Origin of the sequence: Methanocella conradii HZ254 (assembly GCF_000251105.1) — an archaeon.
Lineage (GTDB): Archaea > Halobacteriota > Methanocellia > Methanocellales > Methanocellaceae > Methanocella > Methanocella conradii.
The window spans coordinates 1,893,864-1,914,150 of sequence record NC_017034.1 but is presented as its reverse complement, the minus strand read 5'-3'; the positions used below and the strand labels follow the sequence as shown (position 1 = coordinate 1,914,150).

Annotated in this window: 23 protein-coding genes; 15 read left to right on the top strand and 8 right to left on the bottom strand. The window is 48.0% G+C overall.

Annotated features, from left to right (window positions below):
- The first annotated feature begins 111 nt into the window (after positions 1–111).
- Positions 112–978 carry an SDR family oxidoreductase gene (locus MTC_RS10000; RefSeq protein ID WP_014406578.1) on the top strand — a complete coding sequence of 289 codons (867 nt, stop codon included), beginning with the start codon at positions 112–114 and terminating at the stop codon, positions 976–978.
- 6 nt (positions 979–984) lie between these two features.
- On the opposite strand, the gene MTC_RS09995 is transcribed toward MTC_RS10000, so the two are convergent.
- On the bottom strand, positions 985–3,213 hold the full coding sequence (locus tag MTC_RS09995; RefSeq protein WP_014406577.1) for a S8 family serine peptidase: 2,229 nt from the start codon (positions 3,211–3,213) through the stop codon (positions 985–987).
- Between the two features lie 300 nt (positions 3,214–3,513).
- On the opposite strand from MTC_RS09995, the gene MTC_RS09990 reads away from it, so the two are divergent.
- Entirely contained in the window at positions 3,514–4,950 is a 1,437-nt protein-coding gene (locus MTC_RS09990) for a two-component system sensor histidine kinase NtrB (RefSeq protein ID WP_014406576.1), read from the top strand.
- Here the strand turns inward: MTC_RS09990 and MTC_RS09985 are convergent.
- A complete protein-coding gene (locus MTC_RS09985) occupies positions 4,913–5,308 on the bottom strand; it encodes a hypothetical protein (protein WP_014406575.1) in 396 nt (131 codons plus the stop codon). The two genes, MTC_RS09990 and MTC_RS09985, sit on opposite strands and share 38 nt — an antisense overlap.
- Before the next feature lie 2 nt (positions 5,309–5,310).
- Positions 5,311–5,775 carry a DUF371 domain-containing protein gene (locus tag MTC_RS09980; RefSeq protein WP_014406574.1) on the bottom strand — a complete coding sequence of 155 codons (465 nt, stop codon included), beginning with the start codon at positions 5,773–5,775 and terminating at the stop codon, positions 5,311–5,313.
- Positions 5,776–5,828: 53 nt separating this feature from the next.
- Here MTC_RS09980 and MTC_RS09975 point away from each other — a divergent pair, with 53 nt between their 5' ends.
- The 4 genes from MTC_RS09975 to MTC_RS09960 are packed head-to-tail and all read left to right on the top strand — an operon-like array spanning position 5,829 to position 8,064.
- The gene (locus MTC_RS09975; protein WP_014406573.1) at positions 5,829–6,488 is read left to right on the top strand and encodes an HVO_0476 family zinc finger protein; all 660 of its coding nucleotides are present in this window, start codon (positions 5,829–5,831) and stop codon (positions 6,486–6,488) included.
- Positions 6,449–7,093 carry a protein-L-isoaspartate O-methyltransferase gene (locus MTC_RS09970; RefSeq protein WP_081476824.1) on the top strand — a complete coding sequence of 215 codons (645 nt, stop codon included), beginning with the start codon at positions 6,449–6,451 and terminating at the stop codon, positions 7,091–7,093. Before MTC_RS09975 ends, MTC_RS09970 begins: the two co-directional genes overlap by 40 nt.
- 44 nt (positions 7,094–7,137) lie before the next feature.
- Positions 7,138–7,644 carry a peptidase gene (locus tag MTC_RS09965; RefSeq protein ID WP_014406571.1) on the top strand — a complete coding sequence of 169 codons (507 nt, stop codon included), beginning with the start codon at positions 7,138–7,140 and terminating at the stop codon, positions 7,642–7,644.
- Between the two features lie 12 nt (positions 7,645–7,656).
- Positions 7,657–8,064: a GIY-YIG nuclease family protein gene (locus MTC_RS09960; protein ID WP_014406570.1), complete on the top strand. Its 408-nt coding sequence runs from the start codon at positions 7,657–7,659 to the stop codon at positions 8,062–8,064.
- A 4-nt stretch (positions 8,065–8,068) separates the two neighbouring features.
- On the opposite strand, the gene MTC_RS09955 is transcribed toward MTC_RS09960, so the two are convergent.
- From MTC_RS09955 to MTC_RS09945, 3 genes are all read right to left on the bottom strand, one after another.
- Entirely contained in the window at positions 8,069–9,439 is a 1,371-nt protein-coding gene (locus MTC_RS09955) for a DEAD/DEAH box helicase (RefSeq protein WP_014406569.1), read from the bottom strand.
- Positions 9,440–9,569: 130 nt separating this feature from the next.
- Positions 9,570–11,171 carry an OPT/YSL family transporter gene (locus tag MTC_RS09950; RefSeq protein WP_014406568.1) on the bottom strand — a complete coding sequence of 534 codons (1,602 nt, stop codon included), beginning with the start codon at positions 11,169–11,171 and terminating at the stop codon, positions 9,570–9,572.
- Positions 11,168–11,788: a winged helix-turn-helix domain-containing protein gene (locus MTC_RS09945; protein WP_014406567.1), complete on the bottom strand. Its 621-nt coding sequence runs from the start codon at positions 11,786–11,788 to the stop codon at positions 11,168–11,170. Before MTC_RS09945 ends, MTC_RS09950 begins: the two co-directional genes overlap by 4 nt.
- A gap of 111 nt (positions 11,789–11,899) precedes the next feature.
- On the opposite strand from MTC_RS09945, the gene MTC_RS09940 reads away from it, so the two are divergent.
- Positions 11,900–12,106, top strand: a complete 207-nt coding sequence (locus MTC_RS09940; protein ID WP_014406566.1) for a hypothetical protein — start codon at positions 11,900–11,902, stop codon at positions 12,104–12,106.
- Between the two features lie 44 nt (positions 12,107–12,150).
- On the opposite strand, the gene MTC_RS09935 is transcribed toward MTC_RS09940, so the two are convergent.
- Positions 12,151–12,435, bottom strand: a complete 285-nt coding sequence (locus MTC_RS09935) for a hypothetical protein (protein WP_014406565.1) — start codon at positions 12,433–12,435, stop codon at positions 12,151–12,153.
- Positions 12,436–12,710: 275 nt separating this feature from the next.
- Between MTC_RS09935 and MTC_RS09930 the strand changes: the two genes are divergently transcribed.
- Together MTC_RS09930 and MTC_RS09925 are read left to right on the top strand one after the other, a co-directional pair.
- On the top strand, positions 12,711–13,808 hold the full coding sequence (locus MTC_RS09930; RefSeq protein WP_014406564.1) for an AN1-type zinc finger domain-containing protein: 1,098 nt from the start codon (positions 12,711–12,713) through the stop codon (positions 13,806–13,808).
- Positions 13,809–14,284: 476 nt separating this feature from the next.
- Positions 14,285–15,121 (top strand): hypothetical protein, encoded by an 837-nt coding sequence (locus MTC_RS09925; RefSeq protein ID WP_237705895.1) that lies wholly within the window; start codon positions 14,285–14,287, stop codon positions 15,119–15,121.
- 280 nt (positions 15,122–15,401) lie between these two features.
- Here the strand turns inward: MTC_RS09925 and MTC_RS09920 are convergent, their stop codons facing one another.
- Positions 15,402–16,031 carry a hypothetical protein gene (locus MTC_RS09920; protein ID WP_014406562.1) on the bottom strand — a complete coding sequence of 210 codons (630 nt, stop codon included), beginning with the start codon at positions 16,029–16,031 and terminating at the stop codon, positions 15,402–15,404.
- An 81-nt stretch (positions 16,032–16,112) separates the two neighbouring features.
- On the opposite strand from MTC_RS09920, the gene MTC_RS09915 reads away from it, so the two are divergent.
- The 6 genes from MTC_RS09915 to MTC_RS09895 all read left to right on the top strand — a co-directional run bounded on the left by MTC_RS09915 (position 16,113) and on the right by MTC_RS09895 (position 19,850).
- Positions 16,113–16,364 (top strand): type II toxin-antitoxin system HicB family antitoxin, encoded by a 252-nt coding sequence (locus MTC_RS09915; protein WP_014406561.1) that lies wholly within the window; start codon positions 16,113–16,115, stop codon positions 16,362–16,364.
- Between the two features lie 95 nt (positions 16,365–16,459).
- Entirely contained in the window at positions 16,460–16,987 is a 528-nt protein-coding gene (locus MTC_RS09910; RefSeq protein WP_048189644.1) for a hypothetical protein, read from the top strand.
- Positions 16,988–17,309: 322 nt separating this feature from the next.
- Entirely contained in the window at positions 17,310–18,440 is a 1,131-nt protein-coding gene (locus tag MTC_RS09905; protein WP_202798135.1) for an XRE family transcriptional regulator, read from the top strand.
- Positions 18,441–18,445: 5 nt separating this feature from the next.
- Positions 18,446–18,871 carry a DUF4411 family protein gene (locus tag MTC_RS09900; RefSeq protein WP_081476823.1) on the top strand — a complete coding sequence of 142 codons (426 nt, stop codon included), beginning with the start codon at positions 18,446–18,448 and terminating at the stop codon, positions 18,869–18,871.
- Positions 18,820–18,942 (top strand): DUF4411 family protein, encoded by a 123-nt coding sequence (locus MTC_RS13845; protein WP_143767129.1) that lies wholly within the window; start codon positions 18,820–18,822, stop codon positions 18,940–18,942. Before MTC_RS09900 ends, MTC_RS13845 begins: the two co-directional genes overlap by 52 nt.
- A 152-nt stretch (positions 18,943–19,094) precedes the next feature.
- Positions 19,095–19,850: a hypothetical protein gene (locus MTC_RS09895; RefSeq protein ID WP_014406558.1), complete on the top strand. Its 756-nt coding sequence runs from the start codon at positions 19,095–19,097 to the stop codon at positions 19,848–19,850.
- The last annotated feature ends 437 nt before the right edge of the window (positions 19,851–20,287 follow it).

Below are 20,287 nucleotides of genomic sequence, written 5' to 3'. Positions count from 1 at the left end.
CTACCCTTGTATCTGCCAGACATGAGATTGCCCCCATTTATAAATAAAAAAAATTCTTGGACGCAAAGTATTATAATAGTAAGCCAGCTATTTCGGCTTAGGAGCTATAGCATGATATTAATCGTCGGCTGCGGCCCGGCCGGGTCCGCCATACGTGAAGCTTTAAAAGATAGCGAGGTCGCGTGGGCATGCGACAAGGAGCACCCCTCGCCGGCCGCGGGGTGTATAGGATACGACATAAAGAACAGCGCCGACGTGGCGCGGGTAGTCAATCAGACGAAGCCCGGCCAGATCATCCTCACTGAGGAGATACCGAGCGTCGAGTATTGCGAGAAAAACAGGCTGGACGCGATGGAGTTCAACACACGCGGCGTCCGTTTCTTCGTGGAGGCGTCCCTGCCCTTGAAATCTCGCGTCACGTATCTCTCATCAGCTTACGTGTTCGACGGCCGCAAGAGCGGCGGCCTATACACCGAGTACGACCATGTAAACCCCATAAACGTGTACGGAGAGACCAAGCTCATGGGCGAGGTGGCGGTGGATAAGGCGGCAGACCACCTTACGCTCAGGCTTGGCGAAGTCTACGGCAGCCATCCAGATAACTTTGTAAAGTATGTGCTGTCCGGCCTCACGTATGGCCAGAAGATCGAGCTGGCCAGGGACATGTACTTCTCGCCCATCTACATCGAGGACGTTGCCAGGGCAGTCAGCCTTCTCGTAAAAGAGAACATTGGAGGGCTGTATAACCTTGCAGGGCCGGAGCGCCTGAGCCACTACGAGATGGGCGTGCGCATAGCCAGGGCCTTCGATAAGGATGAAGACCTTCTCGTGCCGCTGAGCATGGAGGAGATGGGGTTTACGGTGCGGATGCCAAAAGACCTATCGCTCGACGCCTCCAAAATAAGCGCGCTTATTAAGATAAGGGGCGTCGATGAAGGGCTGGCTGCCATGAGAGAAGCGATGGAGCCTAAAAAGTAAAGGAGCTTAAAGCTGGAAGGGCGTGACCAGCTTATAGCTCAACTGGCTCGAGCTATCGGACTCGAGCTTTAAAGTGTATGTCCCCGCCGTGGCCTTATAGTCGATTTGCTCATAGGCGCTATTAAAGCCATCCGAAACCCTTGTGCCCTGGGCGACCTTCTGGCCGGAGCTATCAAGCAATGATAGCGCAATAGTGTTATACGGCCATGTCCAGGCTACCCTTGCGTTAATGGGCTTCTTGCCATCGGCGCTAATGGACAGAGTAACGGGCCGGCCTGGCTGGATAGTGCCGGCCTTCACGTACGCCGGCTGCACGTTGACGTTTGTAGAGCCTGTGAACGATACGGGCGAGTAGGCGTTCGCCGTTACCTTCAGGAGGTAATAGCCGCCTGCCGGGGCGCTATATTGCACCGTCTCGCTCGTGGTATGCCTGTTCTCAGCCCTGGCGACCAGCTTTCCTGAAGGGTCATACAGGTATCCATTTAAATCGTTCGAAAAGCTCTGCCAGGATATCGTCGCAGTTATCTGCCCTGCGCTATCCGGGGCCAGGTATGCATAGTACTCCTGGCCTCTCGAAACGGCTCCGGCGAAAGATTTGCCAGGAACCGGGTTACTGATGGACGATACCACGTTTAGCGTGTATGATTTAGTGCTCATAACGCTGCTATCCGTTTTGGACGTGGCAGTCACGTTGAACCTGTAAGAGCCGCTGGCAGCGTCGGCGCCGGGCGTAACCTGCAACGTCAGGTATGCAGCGCCACCTTTCGGCTGGAGCGTTCCGCCATCATACCCGGACATGGTCCACCATGAGCCGGGTATGCCGTTAACGGTGACCGTATAAGAGTCGGCCGCGCTGCCCGTATTGGCGAGCATGATGCCCTGGGCGATGGTCGTGCCGGCCTTAACCTGGAACCTCTCCATCTGGCCGTACTGGCCATTATACTTTGCGAACATGTTCGTCAGGGTAACTGAGTATCCAGCGCCAGGCTGCGGCGTTGGCGTGGGGCTCGGCCCTGGAGTCGGCGTTGGCGTGGGCGCTGGCACCTTGCCCGTCAGGACGTAATCTAATGCCGCCTTTGCGTCCACCCGGCCATAGCCATAGTTGTTGTTGGGTACGCTTCCGCCCAGAGGCTTGGCGGTCTTTGTCAATACGTCCTTGACCTGGGCGGGCGTAAGCGACCCGTTCGCCTGGAGCAGCAATGCGACGACGCCCGAGGTCATCGGGGTTGCCATAGAGGTGCCGCTCATGGCCACATAATACTGGGTGCCCTTGCCAGCGTTAGTGCCCGCCGCCTTCGCCGCCATCAGCCCGACGCCCACGTTAGTGACGTCTGGCTTTATGCGGCCGTCGTACGTCGGGCCCCTGGAGCTGAAAGAAGCTATAGCATCGTTCCTGTCCACGGCCCCCACGGTTATGGCGTCAGGGCTGTCGCCCGGACACGCTATGGTGCGTGCATTTGGGCCGCTATTGCCGGCTGCCACGACCACGACAACGCCCCTGTTTACGGCGTTCTTGATGGCGTCGTCCATGGCCTGGGAGTGCGAGTTGCTTCCCAGGGACATCGATATGACCTGGGCGCCGTTATTGACCGCCCAGTCAATCGCCTTCAAAATATTAGTATTGCTGCCGGAGCCCTGCGAGCTCAGCACTTTCGCCTCCATCAGGCTCGCCTCGGGCGCAACGCCCCTGTACTGCCCGCCGGAGGCGTTGCCCGTGCCCGCTATGGTGCTCGACACATGCGTTCCATGCCCATGGTCATCGTATGGGGTGGACTTGCCGTTAACATAATCGACCCATGCGACGACCTTGTTGCCATTTAAGTCGGGATGGCTCGCGTCCACGCCGGTATCGATGACGCAGACCTTAACGCCCTTACCGGTATACCCCGAAGCCCATACCTTGTCCGCGCCTATCTGAGGGACCGCCCTGTCCAGCAGGATATGAACCTGCTGGTCCTTTTCAACGTACTTTACATCGCTCAGCGCCTTAAGCTCGTCTACCCTGTCATCCGGCATGGTTACCGCCACGCCGTCGATGATACTGTAATGGTATACGATCCTTCCGTTAAAAGAGTCCAGGAGGCCCGCCAGCCGGCTTTCAGCCTGTATGGATGGATCGCCTTTGAACGCCACGATGTAGGTCGAATATCCGGATGACGCCCCCGATTCAGCCGTATTCACCATTGACTGCGATGCACCTACGACCGCCATAGAGGATAGCAGTACGATGAGCATGACAGCGATGGCGAGCGCAGTTTTTAGCCTTATATCATTCCCTCCATAAAGTCAAGATTTGCATGGCATGCTATAGTAACTGGTTAACTGACAATTGCAGGTTTTTGTTTATATACTTTATACTAATTTTGACAAATTTTGCAAATAAATCGGGTATTATGGTAAAAACGTGTATTTATGCCCCTAAATATTGTAACTTTTTTAATCTTCCGTGAGCGCTGATTTATGGGTTTACGGTTGGGTGGCCAATAAAAACCGGCACTTTATTTTATAATTACCAGGCTATTAAAATATCATGGTATGGCCCAATCCATCTCCACGTTCAGGCAAGGCGCGCAAAACAAGGCCCTACTAGCTTTCATCATCCTTGCATGCATAGTCATAACTTTATACGTTAACGCGGTAATGGGCATCGACGTCGTGTACACCCACCTCTTTTACATTCCCATAATACTGGCAGGCGTGTGGTATCACAGGAAAGCGGTCTTCATCGCCTTATTCCTCGGCCTCTCGCACGTCGCAATAGGCTACTACCTTGCAGGAAGGATAATCCCGGACACGTTCATACGCGCGGGAATTTTTATCATCGTCGCGCTCGTCGTGGGATACCTGTCGGAAAAGAGGGATAAGCTGTACGATAGCGTACGGCTCCTGCTGGAATCGACGGACGAGGGAATATACGGCGTAGATGGCCAGGGCCGGTGTACGCTCATCAACAGGTCGGCGCTCAAGATGCTCGGCTATTCGATGGAAGAGGTCATAGGCAAAAACGTGCACGACCTTATCCATCATACAAAACGCGATGGAAAGCCCAGGATAAGAGAGGAGTGCTGTGTGGCCAGGACGCTGGCCACCGGCGTGGGCTATCGCGATAGCGATGACGTATTCTGGCGAAAGGACGGCACGACGTTCCCGGTAGAATACTCGTCAAACCCTGTCACAGTGGACAGCTCCGTCACCGGCGCGGTGGTCACGTTCATCGATATCAGCGAGCGTAAAAGGGCGGAGGAGGAAATCGAGGAGGCGAAGAGGCAGGCCGAGCTTTACATAGACTTGATGGGCCACGACATCAATAACATGAACCAGATGGGCATCGGCTACCTCGAGCTGGCCATGGACAGGCTAAAGCTGAGCGGCGAGGACAGGCAGTATTTGCTTAAGCCCCTCGAAGCGCTCTATGACAGCTCAAGGCTTATCGATACGGTGAGGAAGCTCCAGCTCGCCAAAGAAGGCGCCGTAAAGCGCGAAAAAGTGGACGCATGCCGCATCCTCCATGAGGTGATATCGCAATATTCACACGTGCCTGGCCGTGACGTGACGATTCAATTCTCTCCGCCAGGCCCATGCTACGTCATGGCCGATGACCTGCTAAAGGACGTGTTTTCAAACATCATCGGCAACGCCATTAAGCATTCCAGAGGAGCGGTAGCCGTGGAGGCTAAAGTGAGCCACGTCCTCGAGGGCAGCCAGACGCTTTATCGCTTCGATATCAGCGATAATGGCCCGGGCATCCCCGACGACGTGAAGAAAAAATTGTTCACGCGCTACCAGCGGGGCGATTTCGGGGCCGCCGGCCACGGGCTGGGCCTATACCTCGTGAAGGCGCTAGTAGACGACTTTCACGGAAAGGTATGGGTGGAGGACCGCGTCCCGGGCGACTACACGAAAGGCTGCCGCTTCGTCGTCATGCTGCCCGCCCTCACCTCTTCGCCATCGTCACAAAGCCAAGCCCGATGAATATCAGGACGACGCTCACGATGGCGACCACCATGCTACCGCTGATAGGGCAGCTATAGCTGGCAATGTACTTATCGATGTCCCCGGCCAGATTATACGTGAAGAGCGTGCCAAGCATGTATCCGGCCATTACCAGCGTCAGAACTGCCATGAGCGCCGTAATGATGGAAAGCCTGGGCAAGGGCGAGTACCGCTGAGGCTCATGCTTTTGCGCCTGCTCCGCCTTAAGCTCCTCCAACTCCTGGCGCATCTTTTCGTGCTTGATCTCCTCGAGCTCCTTCCGCATCAGCTCACTCTTGATGTCAGCAAGCTCTTTTTTAAGTTCCTCGATATCAAAGGGCTTCTGCTCTTCCGCCATGCCTAGACCTCTTTAAATAAAGCGTCAAGCGAGGGCTCTGGCCTATCCTTTTGCTCTACTGATAATTCCAGGATGGCCTTATTTCCTTCGGCCAGGGCGGCGATGAGCCGCCTATCCAGGCGAGCGGCGGGCTTATCCGCACGTATCATGACAGTCCTCCCGCAGACGTAGTCGCTCACCCGAAAGACCATGCTGTCCTCCACTGAAAAAGTCATCTTCTCAGACCCCCACCCGGTCACCACATCCCTGAAACCTCCTGCCTCTATGACACAGGTTATAAACGCATCATCATGGGCAGCGGCCTTCTTAAACCCATCGCTCAGAGAGGCCGCGCCCTTATCTGCCCCTACGACTATGATGCAATCGGCCGACTTCGAAATCTCCTCATCACGGGTTATCTCAAAGGTGCTTCTGTGGGTCCCGGTTACATTGGGGTGCCCGCGGCCATGGACAACTTCTTTATGCATATATGGGCTATATTTACACTGTTCATTGATATAACGCACGGGAGAGTCAGTTTGTGGATAAAATCGAGGTAGTAGAAGCTGCGTGCCCCCAGTGCAGCCCGGAAGAGGAAGTCATGCACACCGTGGTGAAGAGCCACCTGCTGAAGTGCAACAACTGCGGCTTCATCCACCGGCTGCCGAGCAAAAAGAGGAAGGCTATAAAGCTTAAGGTTATAGTGAGCAGGCAAGACGTGTCATCCGTACAGGAGATCGAGGTAAATGAGGACGAGGAGCTGCACGTAGGCGACGAGTTCGTGGTGGACGTGGGCGAGGAGGTGAGCGGCGTGCGCGTCCAGTCGCTCGAGCTTAAGACGGGGGGCCGGGCGGAGAGCGCGAAGGCCGGTGACGTGCGCGCCGTCTGGGCCAGGGCAATCGACGAGGTCGTCGTCAAGATCGCGGTTCAGCGGCGGGAAAAGACCGAGTCGGTGGACTATAAGGTAAATGGGGACTATGAGTTTACGGTCGGCGACATCTTGAAGGTCAAGGGGCACGAGGTGCGCGTAAGCGCCATAAAGGTAAGGGATGGCGGGCTTTATAAGCGGGAGGGAAAATCGGCCAGGGCCAAGGACATCCGCCGCATCTATTCGAAGGTATTGTCCAGTGAGAGGCGCCCTGCGGGCGAGGGGCTGAGAGCATCCAGGAAGAAGGATGGGAAAGGCAGCGAGGATACCTGATCGAGTCGCTGAGGTCTCAAGGCATCAGCGAGCGGGTGCTGGATGCCATGGCAAAGGCCCCGAGGCACCGCTTCGTGCCGAAGGAAATGGAGCTATACGCCTATGATGACGTGCCCTTGCCCATAGGCGAAGGCCAGACCATCTCGGCGCCGAGCATGGTCGCGATCATGTGCGACGTCCTGGACATTAAGGAAGGCAATAGCGTTCTGGAGGTGGGCACTGGCCTGGGATACCATGCGGCGGTGATGTCCATCCTCGCCGGCCCTGGAAAGGTATATACTATAGAGCGAAAGGCCGGCCTGGCTGAGCGGGCGAGGCGCATCCTGAAAGAGCTTGGATTTAATAACGTAGAAGTTTTTATTGGTGATGGCAGCGAAGGCCTGCCGCAATACGCCCCCTTTGACAGGATTAGCGTCGCATGCGCCGCTCCTGAGATACCCGACCCGCTCGTCAGGCAGCTAAAGGATGGCGGCAAGATGGTCATACCGATAGGGCAGTATTACCAGGACCTTTACCTGGTGGAGAAATGCGGCGACCAGGTGAATACCTATAATAAGGGTGGCGTCGCATTCGTGCCCCTTGTGGGCAAGTACGGCTTCAAATAATTATAATGTGTAAATTATTATAATCCTGCATTACATATCCTAACATGATATGGATGCGTTTCGACCTTTTCTACACCGCTGATAGCGGTGAATTCAAGGGCATAGTGGCCCGAAGGCTCCACGAGGTCTACGGCGTCTCCACCGTAGACCGCGGAAAGCTGGACATGCATGAAGGCGCCTACGACGCGAAGCGCCGCCAGTACGATGCCCACGCCCTGCTGGACTACCTGATAAGAAACATGTCTTCGGAGCACGCCCTCTGGATCGTGGATGGCGACATCTACTATGACCACCTCAACTTCGTCATGGGGCTAGCAATGTACAATTTAGCCGGAGTCGTGTCCACGTATCGCCTTTTTTCCGCGGACATGGTGGCCAAGGAGGCGGTGCACGAGGCGGGCCACATCCTGGGGCTGGGCCACTGTAAGAACGATTGCGTCATGCGCTTTTCCAGCTCCATCGCGGACGCGGAGCGGAAGCAGCCAGGCCTGTGCGCGAGATGCCGGGACATATTTAACCGTAAGATAATTGAGCCTGGGACCCTATTTTAGATAGGGATTGCGATGGAAGACGCCGGCAAAGGCACTTATACGCTCATCATGTCCTTGAAGGCGCCCCGCCGCCTTAAGGTGGGCGCCCTCGGCGAGCTCTATTTTGACGAGGGCTATTATGCCTATACTGGCTCGGCGCTAGGCAGCGGCGGCTTCGCCCGCGTGCAAAGGCATAGGGCGGTCGCGGATGGCAAAAACAGGGTGAGGCAGTGGCACATCGACTATCTTCTGCCTTACGTTGAGATAGTCGAGGTTGTGACTTCGCCGAGGCCCGAGTGTGCCGTTGCGGCGGAAATAGATCGGCACCTGGCCAGGGTGCCCCGCTTTGGGTGTAGCGATTGCCAATGTCCGACGCATTTGCACTTCTCGGAAAACCTTAATAAAATGATGGATGCCGTGAAGAAGGCACACCTAATATGAGAGGTCAGCGTTTTTGCGCTCGACGGCCTTTCGGCTTTCGCTCCATCTTATGGCGGCGGTGCTCCTCGGTAAGCTCGACAGGGATGGCTTCTGCATCGTCTCCTTTGCTCAACATTTTTAGCGCGGCGGAAAGCATGGTGACTGAGTCGTTTTCTTCTAGAAGGCTCTCGGCAACGCCCCTATATCGGGAAACATCGCCTTCTTCAGACACCTTTAGAAGGGCTTCGACTATGGCCCTTTGCTTCCCCTCAAAGGCCTCGGCAGCGGTCGGCACAGGCCTCCTCTCGATGGGGCGGCGAGTCACCCGCTCGATAAGCCTTAAAAGCCCCAGCTCCCTGGGGGTCACGAAAGTAATTGCAATGCCCTTCTTCCCCGCCCGGCCCGTCCGCCCTATCCTGTGGACGTATCCGTCCGGGTCCTGCGGGATGTCGAAGTTGTAGACGTGCGTCACGCCGCTTATATCCAATCCCCTGGCGGCGACATCTGTGGCCACCAGCACCTCAGTCGCCCCTTCCCTAAAAGAGCGCATGACGCTGTCCCGCTTCGATTGGGCCAGGTCGCCGTGGATGCCCTCGGCCTGGTATCCCCGCTCGCTCAGCGCCCTCGCAAGCTCGTCGACGCGCCGCTTGGTCCTTACAAATACTATGGCCAGCGCGGGAAGCTGCACGTCCAATAGGCGGCATAAGGCCTCGAACTTTTGCCTTTCCTGTACCTCCAGGTAAGCCTGCTCGGTGCCCTGCACTGTCAACGATCTAGACTTGATGCCAATGGATACAGGGTCTTTCATGAAGCGGGCGGCTAGCTTGCTGATGGGGGCGGGTATGGTTGCTGAGAATAGGAGGGTTTGCCTGCCTTCCGGCGTGGCCTTGAGGATGCGCTCTATGTCCTCGATGAACCCCATGTCCAGCATCTCGTCGGCCTCGTCTAGCACGACCATCCTTATGCCGCCTAGCCTGACGGTCTTCCTCTTCATATGGTCTATGAGCCGGCCGGGCGTGCCGACGATGACCTGTGGCTTTCGCTTGAGGGCGCTAACCTGCCGCTTGATGTCCTGGCCGCCATAAATAGGAAGAGCGTGTACGCCCTTAAAATGGCCGATCCTGTTTAGCTCCTCGGCCACCTGTACGGCCAGCTCCCTTGTTGGGGTTATGACTATGCCCTGTATGGCTTCCGATTTAATGTCTACTGCCTCGACCATAGGTATGCCGAATGCCGCCGTCTTGCCGGTGCCCGTCTGGGCCTGCCCTATGACGTCCCTGCCCTGTAAGGCCGCAGGTATGGCCTGCCCCTGGATGGGCGTCGCTTCCTCGAACCCCATGGCTGCAATAGCCTTTAGCGTGGGCGCGCTTAGAGATAATTCTTGAAACATTACCATGTACTTAAACTCCGTTGCCTTCTTAAGGCAACGATTTTCAGATTCACGAAAAATGTGAGAATTTGTTGCCTATTGGCACCTGATAACACCTAAATGCTATCATATGATATAAACTTATGTGGCAATCCTGTCATAAGTATCTCAGGGAAGAAAGTATGTTCACGACGATGTCGCCCACCATGAGGCCAGATGCAGTGATGCCGCCATCGTCTTTAAGGGCGCCCTTCTTTTCGGCCGCCCATGCGATGATGCCCCCCGCAATGATGGCAGCCGAGGTGGATACAGGCAGCAGCAGGCCGATTGCCACGGTCACCGCCGATATCCTATAGCGATAGAATACGAGAGCGATGGCTGAGCCCGCCAATATAAGGTATAGGCTTATGGATGGCGGCATGGCCCCGGCGACGGCTGAGCCCGCCATCTCTAGCCACATGACGCTGTAAGGGGCGGGGAGCGATGACGTGCCAATCCCATAGAGATCGTTAAAAAAATCCAGGAAGGGCACGCAAATCACAGACCCTGCCACGACGCCGACGAGCGCCATGGCGGATAAGCCTTTAGCATCGACTCCGCAGAACTCCGATTGCTTCAGGATAGAAAATGTAAGCGAGAAAGTCAGTATCGTGGAAACGACGAAGCCCTCCAGAACGAGCAGGGGGACAATATCGTCGAACGCCAGGCCCACGATGAGCAGGATGACGAATGAGGACATGCCGACGCTCATCCCCATCTCAGCCTTGCCGCGGGTCTCGATTATCATGAAGATGAGCGCGGCCGGCATGCAAACTAGAAATACCCATATGGGTACGCCAGGGTATGCCACCATCAATATGGCGGCGCATAATATTGCGATGATGAGGGCCACGTTACTCCGGCTCATCCAGGCAATGCCTGCTCGCATGGCCCCGCCATCAGGCGCCAGCGCGCCGTTTTTCTGACCCCTAATTGACGATATTGCTGGCTTTATCACAAAATACAGGGTAATCAGGGCCGTAGTAACCATCATGGATATTGCCGTCGAGAATATCCATGGGCTTTTCATGTGCGACGAATAGTCAATCCCGGGATTCTCGATGAATACGAGTATCAGCAGGGATGCAAGCGCTCCGATGGCGATCTGTGTGCACGCCCTCCATCCGATGAGCATGCCTATGCCCGCCATCATGGGCGAAAGGCCTATTCCGATGTTTATTGAGCCTACGGCTTCTGGTAGCATGCCCACGCCCTTCAATGCTGCTATGGCCCCGGAGAAGACCCCTGCAGCGCCCATGCGTATGGCCGATAGCCGGCGGCTTGCCTCCCTTTTTTCGGCAGTAAGCATGCTGATGAGCGACGCCATTGCCCTTGAGCCAGGCCATGGGAAATCGCCCTTAAGGAAATAGCCGGAAAAGTGTGAAGCCATAAGTATGCCAATGACGCCAGAGAGCATGAGTATCGCCACCATGGCGTAGCCGGGCACAGGGAATGGCTCGCCAGACATGATGATGGCGCCGAGCCCATCGGTGTAGGATATGGCGACCCCGGTGGAGCCCATGATGATTGCGGATACGCATATCAGGCTCCTTGACCGCGACTTAACCCCTAAAGCCGTGAAGAGCATGAATGCGGCGAATAGTAGCAGGACGGCTATCCCCTCGCCAAAGCCCGTCTTCATGCCGAGGTACATGGATACGAAGGCGTTGGCCATGCTGAAAGCGACGCCGATGGCGACTACGGCTATTCCTTTTTTCATTTCGGGCCCCTTATTTCGGATAATAGCGTGCGAAGCTCTTCCCTTATGCCCCCTAGCGTGTCGTCTTCTATCTCCTTTAGCAGCCAGGCGACATGATATGCGTCCCCTACGAGTAGCCTGTCGCCCTCCATCCTTTCAACGCCGGCATCCTGGATTTGTTGGAGGAGCTCCTTTTTTCTTTTGTCATATCGCCTCATGGCGTCTTTGATCGGCCCGGCCTTGTCGGGCGGTATCTCGTATCCAAATGGCGCCAGCAGCGCTATCAGCCTGTCATAGAACCCGTCCATTGGGCTGGCCTCGCCAGGCCTGAGTGCCTTGAACTTTGAGCCGTCCAGGTAGATGTTCCTTGCAGCGGCGCGGTAGTACTTTTTGACGACATTGCCTTTCGTTTCTTCTCTGACCATCTTTACGAGGCCTCGCCTTTGCAGCTCCTTTAGGCGATAGTGGGCTGAGCCCGGGTTAATCTTGAGGGCCTGGGAGATGTCGGATACCGACATCTCGCGGAAGTCGATGAGCTCGAGTATGTCGCTGTACTTGCCGCTTAGTATCATCCTCATCGTATCCGGATCGTCCACTACCATTACTTCTTTTATGCCCTGGTCCGGCCTGTCCTGCATATCCTGATGGTTGTGCCTTAAACTATTTAAATTTTTTTAAACGCTTAAAAAATTTTAAATATGTCTCGAAAATGATAATAGATTTAAGGGCATATATCGTGGTGACCAATTATGACATACAATGAAGAGGTCATGGAGGCTGACCGTAAGTATCAGAAGGAGCCGACAATTCAGAACGAGCTCGCGCTTGAGAGGGCTAAGCTGAAGTATTGGGAGGAGCAGCTCAGGCAGAACCCCGGTGATAAGGAGCTTTTGCGGAGGGTTAAATATCATCGTGAGGAGGTTGAGCATCTCGAGAAGGAAGTTAAGCTTGTCTGAGTCTCATTTTTCATTTATTAATTAAGGAGCGCGCCCGGGCTCTCCTATAAAAAGCGTGGTGAAGCCTTTGTGATCATGCTTTCAATATCTGGCGACATGCTGATTGGAAGGCTTGCCGCCACTTCGGGCATATTGGCTTTTATTGCATTTTCAATGCCCTGCAGTATGCTCGATATTACGCTTAAATACGGGCACTCTTTTATGAATGAGGATAGTAGCGCTGGCTGCACGCCACAAACGCCCTGGAAAGTAACGCGTCCGCCTGGGGGTGGCTGTGGCGTGGGCGTGCTTGCCGCCAGATTGACGTTGCCAGCGGCACCCAAAAGCATGATAATAGATGTAATTGCAGCCAGCTTATTCACATCAAATTTATTCTACCGTTGCCTATGAATAGGTGACGTAAGCTTTTAGCGGATGAGCAGCCTTTTCATAAAAGCAATATATATTAAATGTTATTAACTTTTAACAAAAGACGAAAGTGAGAAAGAGCAATCATAGGGTCGAAGTATGATGACCCATTTAACTCATGTCCCAATACAATGGGTAAAGACATAACCTCTATATAAGCAATTAATCATTATCTCAATCAAGAGGTGGCATCGATTTGGAGGCGAAAAATAAATGCGATATCTGCGGGGAATATGAATTACTCCCTTTTAAGTGCAAATATTGCGGGGGCACTTTTTGCGGAGAGCATAGATTGCCAGAAAAGCACGACTGTACAGGTTTAGCTATATTAAACTCTTATGCTTATAAAAACGAGCAGATAGCAAAATCGAATAGCAGGTATATAAAGAAGCGTAAACGCTCTAATCCAGTCCAAAGACTCGTCAAGAATATAAGGAATTTTGTATATCTTGGTTTAGCCATTATTTTTATTCTAATTATTGGCATTGGATACACGACTTATACTAAATACCAGCCTCTGATCGATGACTATAATGCTAAAATCAATTCTATGAATGATGCATATAGCATGGTTGAGCATTACACAGATACGTATTATAGCAGTAGTGATTTTTTATCTGACGAATGGCTGGCCGGCCTAAAAAATAGTATTGACGAGTATAAAACCCTGGGCGAAGAAGCTATATCAGCCGGTTATTTAATCCAGGATTGCCCTTATTATGATAAAAACATTTTATATGAAAATGAAAGAGCGTTCAATAGCTCTTTAAAGAGGGCTATGGAATATTACAATGCTCCTACCCATACTTTACAATTATGGGATGATAAAAAAGAAGCCATCATGGTATATCCAAATGGCTCGCGTTGCCATATAACGGAGCATAGGGATGCGAAAGACCCGACATATGCTCAATTGATATCTTTTTTATTAAATGACCATACCGAGCTTGATACGTATATACCGGGTTCTTATGTATGTGAAAACTTTGCGATAAGACTGCATGATAATGCAGAGTCAAATCTTATCAGGGCTCACCTGGTTAACGTCGAATTTTATGGCCAATCCAGCGGGCACATGATCGTCGCATTTAATACCGTTGATAGAGGCACGGCCTATATAGACGATACAGGTAACACGATAGAACAAAAAATGAGGGGATGCCCATCTCTGGACGCATACGTAAATCCTGCCGTAGGACAAGAGTACATTCCACAATATTTATTTCCAGGGTTGGCTGGCGGGTGGTATCATACGAGCATGGGCAGAGTCAGCGATGTATATCAAATAAGCTAATTAGCCGTCCTCTGCACGACATCGTCGCCGTGGACTAAAAATGGTCACGCCTTAATAATTTTTATTTGCAGATTTTTTATTGTTTTTATATAAATAAAATGAGTCCGGAGTTAATAGGCGTCATGACTTTTTATGCTTTGCTTCGCAGCTAAGCTTTTAGGGAAGAACCATCCTATATTTTAGATAGTAATCGCTTAATCATAATATAATGAGGTATCTAGATGGCGGCTCCGTTTGCGGTAAAACCATTAAAGCAGCCCGGGCTCATCGATCGTATATTAGGCGGGCAGCCAATAGAAAATGCTTTGATAGAAATAAATAACTTATTGGCAACAGCGGATAATATTAAAAACGTTAACGATGAACAACTGGAAAGGATATTCCAGAAATATAAAGTAAAAAATCCTCATAGGTTTGACAAAGATTTTAATGAGATATATAGAACGTATCTAACGTATTGCCTTTCGGATAAAAAGATGGGCGAAGACGAGGTTGCAGCGCTTCAACGCTTAAAATCCTTATTTGCATTGAATGATAATAATGCTCAGAATATTTTTAGGAGCGTTGCGGAGGCGACTTATAAGGAAAGCCTTGACCAGGTTTTAATGGATGGCCACATATCGGATTCTGAAAAAGAGTTTTTGGACCGGCTACAAAACGAGCTTAAACTACCGGATGAGTTTATTAAGAATATTTACGCGGCGAAGGCAGGAGGATTATTGCAAAAGCGGTTTGATGAAGCCATGAGTGATGCTCGCATTTCGCCCGAGGAAGACAGAGAATTAGAAGCTTTGGCTAAGAATCTTCATGTCGTTCCTAATTTTGATGAAAAGACAAGGGCGCTCCTTAATAAATATAGGCTATTATGGCTTATCGATAATGGTGATATACCAGAAATCCCCGTATCGATTAACCTGCAACGGAATGAAAAATGCTATTTTACGTGTAATGTGGATTGGTATGAGACGAGGGCGGTCAGGTACAGGGTTAACTATGGCGGCCCAACGATGAGCGTTAAGATCGCGCCAGGCGTACGGTGGCGGATGGGGAGCCTTGGCGTGCGCACGATGTCAAACCAAGAATTAACCAGGATCGACACAGGCACGATGTACCTGACTAATAAGCGCCTTATATTCATGGGCACCATGAAGAATACGACGATTGCATTAACAAAGATATTGGACTTTAAGCCTTATAAGAATGGCGTAGATATTAGGAAGGAGAATGGTAAAAGCCCCTTTATCGGCTTTAGCGATAATGTGGATGTTTTTGCAGAGATTCTTAGCCGACTTTTGATGGCTATGAAGAGATAGTCTTTAATATCCTGTCCAAAGTGATGCAATTTTACCTGGCCGTGCTCGACGATACGGCCTGGATGGGGGAATTCGCCAATTAGTATCATTATCTGTATCTCAACGCATCCGGTGATAGAATTATTATTTTCAATATGATGATAGAAAGGTTTAATAGCTAAGTATATGATAGCTTAATGAAATAACAATCATAACAAAAATAACAAAAAATAACGTTTATAACGAAAATAACAGGCAGAACTAAAGGCATACAGTGTGCCCTTTAACAGCCCCTCCTCTTTTACTGGCCTGAGCTTATTAATACAAAAAGCATCATCAGTGCCAGCAAAATAATAATTGCCATTGCATCCGGGATTTTCCAGTATTTTTTGTGGAATATAATAAAAAATAGGCCAATTAGCGTCGCAATCCAGACAAAAAGCCCAATAGGTAAGGGCAATAAGTACTGCATAAATGTCGCGAAGTATCCGAAAAACACGTTCATTATCGCCGGGCCATTCTCGACGCCCGTTCCTGGACGATTGAGAAAAACAAAACCGACCCAGAGGGGGACTGCAATATATAATCCAAAAATAATGATCAAACCTATAATAAGTTTAGATAAACGGTACCATCGAGGCGCATTTGTGGCGTCTTTTGCAATCCTTGTTTGCGTTTTGATGGTTTGAACAATTTCTTTTGCCTCTTGTTTTGATGTGCTCTTCCTAATTTTGCTCTCCTGTGCTTTTTTTATTGCGATGACGACCAAACTAATAATGAACATCAACAGTGACAAAAGCGTGATAAACATACCAATACTATTTACCATCGCGTCCTTCACAACAAGCTGATTTGCCAGGGCCAGAAAACTAACTGCGGCGACAATGGGGGACGCTATGATGATAATTTTAGCTGTTTTCATTAAATTCATACAAAATGGTAATATTTGTGTATTTAAAAAGATTGTGTTTAGGCTGCTGTGCTCGAGATGCGGCTTAAAAAAGGAGGCAATATGGTCAAGTATATGATTATCATTGAGAAGGCAAAAAACAATTATTCAGCTTACTGCCCCGACTTGCCCGGGGTTATCGCTACGGGCAAAACTAAAGAAACTATAGAAAAAATGAGGGAGGCCATCATATTCCATATTGAAGGCCTAAAGCGAGAAAAAATGGAGATACCTAATATGTTCGCCAAAAGTGAACATGTTCACTCATATATAAATATGTTCACTAAAAGTGAACATTTAAGAAGCTCACTATGAGGTTTTTAAGCACACATTCCACATCTAACATTTGGAGAAGAACCATCAAAAATTTTATAATGCTAGTACAAAACCTAATCATTAAGGCGGTTATCATGGGGTTAATAGATAAGGTAATAAAAACAGTAAATATCTGGTTACCCGATGAACAGCAAGAGAATTATGAGAAAGGCAAACAATTCGAACAATACGTAGCAAACTTATTCAACCATAACTACTATACAATTAAGGATTGGACCCGTGATAACTCTGATAAACGCCAGGGCATATACGTAGAATCGGATAGACAGCCAGACTTTATAATTCGTTTTAAGAGCAGTAATGAATTATTCGCCGTTGAATGTAAATGGAGAAATAACCCGTATTATAGTGAAAAATTAGATGGACTTGTAGTAAATTGGTCAAGTTTCGATAAAATAAATAGGTATAAGAAATTTGAAAAAGAGGAAGGCATTCCTGTATTTGTCGTGATTGGATTGGGTGGAGAGCCTTTAGAGCCAGGTAAAATGTTTTGCTTGCCGCTAAGTGAAGCGAAATATCCAGAAATGTATCTATCGGTACTGTATAAATATGAAAGGCCGCCTAAGAAGCCATTCTTTTGGCGAAATGGCGTGTTAAAATAAAAAGTAATTCAATGATTTTTGAAAGAGAGTTATGGAGTAGCTGATAGTTCCAGCGTTGAATATCTCAACAATATCATGTCATTGATAAGATAGTAGGAATACTCGATATTCTGAGGCAACCTCAATTCCCGCAAGTGTTAGGCCTGGCCAAATTACACCAAGATAATAAAAATACATAAATATATAATAATTATATCATAAAAACATGGACACTGGGTAAAAATAAAATACTATTGAAATCTACATATTATTTGTCGCAAAATGAGGAGGATTAATAGAGATTGACATATCTTTTTATCATCCAGTTAACAAATGAGGTTTAATGATGCCGAAAAAGTCGCCCACCATTTCTGTAAAACCAGATGTACTTAAATGGTTACGAGAAAGCTCAGGTTGGACTATAAACGAAGTAAGCAAACGCCTAAACATCACAGAAGAATGGATTAAAAAATGGGAGAGTGGGGATGAAAACCCCACCTTAAATGAAATTAAAGAATTATCTGACGCGTATAAGCGGCCTTTAGCTGCTTTTTTCCTTTCAAGCCCTGTAAAAGAGCCGTCATTGCCCCAAGATTTTAGAAGGCTGCCTGGGGCCTCAAAACCCTTCTCAAGAAAGACACTTCGAGCGATTCATAAAGCGATGAATCTACAGGATATTGGTAGAGAACTTCTGGAAAATCTTAATTTGGATATAGAAACAGATGTTAGTCGAGCTAATTTAAGAGATGATCCAGAAAAAGTCGCACGTGAAGAGCGTCACAAACTAGGCGTCTCAATCGAAGATCAGTTTAAATGGAAGAATCCATATGAAGCATTCAAAGCCTGGCGGAGTGCCATTGAGCAAAAAAATATATTGGTTTTTCAGTTCCCGATGGAACTTGAAGAGCTCCGCGGCTTTACTTTGTTAGAATTATCGCCTTATGCCATAGTTGTTAATTCGTCTGATATCGTAGAAGCGCGCATCTTCACCCTCATACACGAGTATGGGCACATTCTATTGCACGAGCCTGCCCTTTGTACGCCTGAGACGCCTCTTAATGATGGAAGCCATGGGGCATCCGTTGAGAGATGGTGTAACCAATTTGCAGGTGCATTCCTGCTTCCTTCAGATGATATAAAATCTTCCTTCGAGCGTTGTGGCCTTACAAAATATAGCAAAATCGCTAGTAGATATAAAGTTAGTCGAGCCGCCACACTTACACGGCTTGTCAACTTAAGATTAATCAGTTTAGATAAATATAACGAAGAGATGAGTAAGCTGCCTATAAATATTTATAAAGAGCAAGGTGGTATTGGAAAGCCTTCTAAACGCATACGACAAGCTATGGGAGATACGTTTATCTCACTGGTACTAGAAAATTCTCATAAAGGCTTTATAACAAATAATGACGCTCTTAGTTATTTGGGTATTAAGACAGCTCATTTAAAAGAGTTACTGGGGCATAAGTCGTGATGTGATTGGCAGGTAATACGTTTTACGTTATTGATACCTCATCGCTTATAGATTATAACTATTATTATCCCATGTCTAATTTTGAGTCGGTCTGGAAAAAACTGGACGGATTGATTCTCGAAGGCCGGCTAGGCGCTCCTTCGCAGGTTTTAAAAGAGCTTGAATGTAAAGATGATGAAGTTACATCATGGGCTAGAAAGCACCCTGCTCTCTTTTTTGAGATTTCTCAGTACCAGGTTGAAAAGGTTAAAGAAATACTTGGTAAATTTAAAGGGTTGATACGTGCGGCCTATGGTCTGGAACAAGCTGACCCGTTTGTCGTGGCGTTAGCATGTGAGCGAATGTATGGGCCGCAAAAGGATCTATTTCAGCATGAGGTATGTGTGGTTACCAGGAGCAGATGCATGGTAATAGGGAGAGAATACCTTTAGTGTGTAGGCATTATGGAATTATGTGTATGCCAATAGTGGATATGATTAAAAATGAAGGATGGAAATTTTGAAAAGCTATGTATTTTATTGTTGTATGTAATTATTTTTATATTAATAAATATTTATTATAATAATATTTGACCATTAATGGAATAATAAATTTATATATTGGCATAACTATACGTCAATAATATCAAATTATTTTATGAGAAGAAGTGGTAGTATGGATGATAATAAAAAGCAGAATATACAAAATAAAATTGTATATAGCGGGGGAATAGACTCTTATAATTTGAGTTGGGAAAATTTTTATGAAAAAAAGAACGCAATTCAATATTGGCATTTCAAATTAATTTCAGATGATAAAAAAATTCCGGTATTGATATTAGGATTATTTCCTAATAATAAAACTTATTTTCCATATATAAAGAAAAATATGCCAATTGTTGTATTAAATAATTTAGATAATTTAGAAAAAGGGGATTTGGAACATCCTATATTATTAGGTAAATTAGAGAAGGCACACGTTTATAATATATATGATATACCTTTATTTGCATACATATCTTTTAGAACAGACGATAAAATAAAATATCAATTTGAAGCACATTTATTAGATAATAAATTTGTATTGGTTAAGGGGGAGAATCCAACAGAATATTTAAATATAAAAAATGAAAGAGAAGAAAAAATAACTAATATTCAATTTGATATTGAGGCATATGAAGATGACATAATATTTGTATTTCAAGAAGTATATAATTTAAAAGAATCAGAAATAAATAAATTATCCAAAAAATTAATGGATTTAGAGATGAACGGAAAAAACGAAAATATAGAGAAAGAAATAGAAAAAATTAGGAAATTACATAGAATAGGTAAATCTAAATTTGAAGAATTGAAAAATGCTTTGATAGAAAGAGAAAACCTAAAAGATATACTAGCTATGATGTACAATGGAGAATGGCATGATTGGTAAAATTGTGGGATGTAAAGAAAGTTACCCTGTGTTCTTTTATTCTGTAGTATAATACTCCTAGTTTCAGGTCTCTAGCCTATAAGTTTTATAAAATGGTATAGTCTATAAGTCTTTTATTATTCTGCTCAACGTGTTACTATTATGTCAGATGATACACTCAGAAGCCTTAACTCCGTTTTTTTCCATGCGCAAATTTACCAATGAGTATTATCTCATTTTCATCCAAATGCTTGTAATACAATAGAGTATTTATGGTCTCACCAAAACTCTTGTTACACTGCCTGCACAAGTACACCAGATGACTAGTATTGTTAAACCTTTTTTTGATAACACGTTCCCCTCTTCAACAAGGTAAAAGGAACACTCACTATTCTGATAGGTAACCCCGCCCCATAAGCATTAGATCTGATCTAATTACATTATAACAAACAAAAATA

Coding starts and splice junctions, on each gene's coding strand:
- MTC_RS09985 (WP_014406575.1), bottom strand. CDS start 5,308: ATGGCGGAAGAGCAGAAGCCCTTTGATATCGAGGAACTTAAAAAAGAG.
- MTC_RS09995 (WP_014406577.1), bottom strand. CDS start 3,213: ATGCTCATCGTACTGCTATCCTCTATGGCGGTCGTAGGTGCATCGCAG.
- MTC_RS10000 (WP_014406578.1), top strand. CDS start 112: ATGATATTAATCGTCGGCTGCGGCCCGGCCGGGTCCGCCATACGTGAA.
- MTC_RS09955 (WP_014406569.1), bottom strand. CDS start 9,439: ATGGTAATGTTTCAAGAATTATCTCTAAGCGCGCCCACGCTAAAGGCT.
- MTC_RS13845 (WP_143767129.1), top strand. CDS start 18,820: ATGTGTGGTTACCAGGAGCAGATGCATGGTAATAGGGAGAGAATACCT.
- MTC_RS09965 (WP_014406571.1), top strand. CDS start 7,138: ATGATATGGATGCGTTTCGACCTTTTCTACACCGCTGATAGCGGTGAA.
- MTC_RS09935 (WP_014406565.1), bottom strand. CDS start 12,435: ATGCTTTTGGGTGCCGCTGGCAACGTCAATCTGGCGGCAAGCACGCCC.
- MTC_RS09940 (WP_014406566.1), top strand. CDS start 11,900: ATGACATACAATGAAGAGGTCATGGAGGCTGACCGTAAGTATCAGAAG.
- MTC_RS09920 (WP_014406562.1), bottom strand. CDS start 16,031: ATGAATTTAATGAAAACAGCTAAAATTATCATCATAGCGTCCCCCATT.
- MTC_RS09910 (WP_048189644.1), top strand. CDS start 16,460: ATGGGGTTAATAGATAAGGTAATAAAAACAGTAAATATCTGGTTACCC.
- MTC_RS09915 (WP_014406561.1), top strand. CDS start 16,113: ATGGTCAAGTATATGATTATCATTGAGAAGGCAAAAAACAATTATTCA.
- MTC_RS09960 (WP_014406570.1), top strand. CDS start 7,657: ATGGAAGACGCCGGCAAAGGCACTTATACGCTCATCATGTCCTTGAAG.
- MTC_RS09945 (WP_014406567.1), bottom strand. CDS start 11,788: ATGCAGGACAGGCCGGACCAGGGCATAAAAGAAGTAATGGTAGTGGAC.
- MTC_RS09980 (WP_014406574.1), bottom strand. CDS start 5,775: ATGCATAAAGAAGTTGTCCATGGCCGCGGGCACCCCAATGTAACCGGG.
- MTC_RS09950 (WP_014406568.1), bottom strand. CDS start 11,171: ATGAAAAAAGGAATAGCCGTAGTCGCCATCGGCGTCGCTTTCAGCATG.
- MTC_RS09990 (WP_014406576.1), top strand. CDS start 3,514: ATGGCCCAATCCATCTCCACGTTCAGGCAAGGCGCGCAAAACAAGGCC.
- MTC_RS09895 (WP_014406558.1), top strand. CDS start 19,095: ATGGATGATAATAAAAAGCAGAATATACAAAATAAAATTGTATATAGC.
- MTC_RS09905 (WP_202798135.1), top strand. CDS start 17,310: ATGATGCCGAAAAAGTCGCCCACCATTTCTGTAAAACCAGATGTACTT.
- MTC_RS09925 (WP_237705895.1), top strand. CDS start 14,285: ATGGGCGAAGACGAGGTTGCAGCGCTTCAACGCTTAAAATCCTTATTT.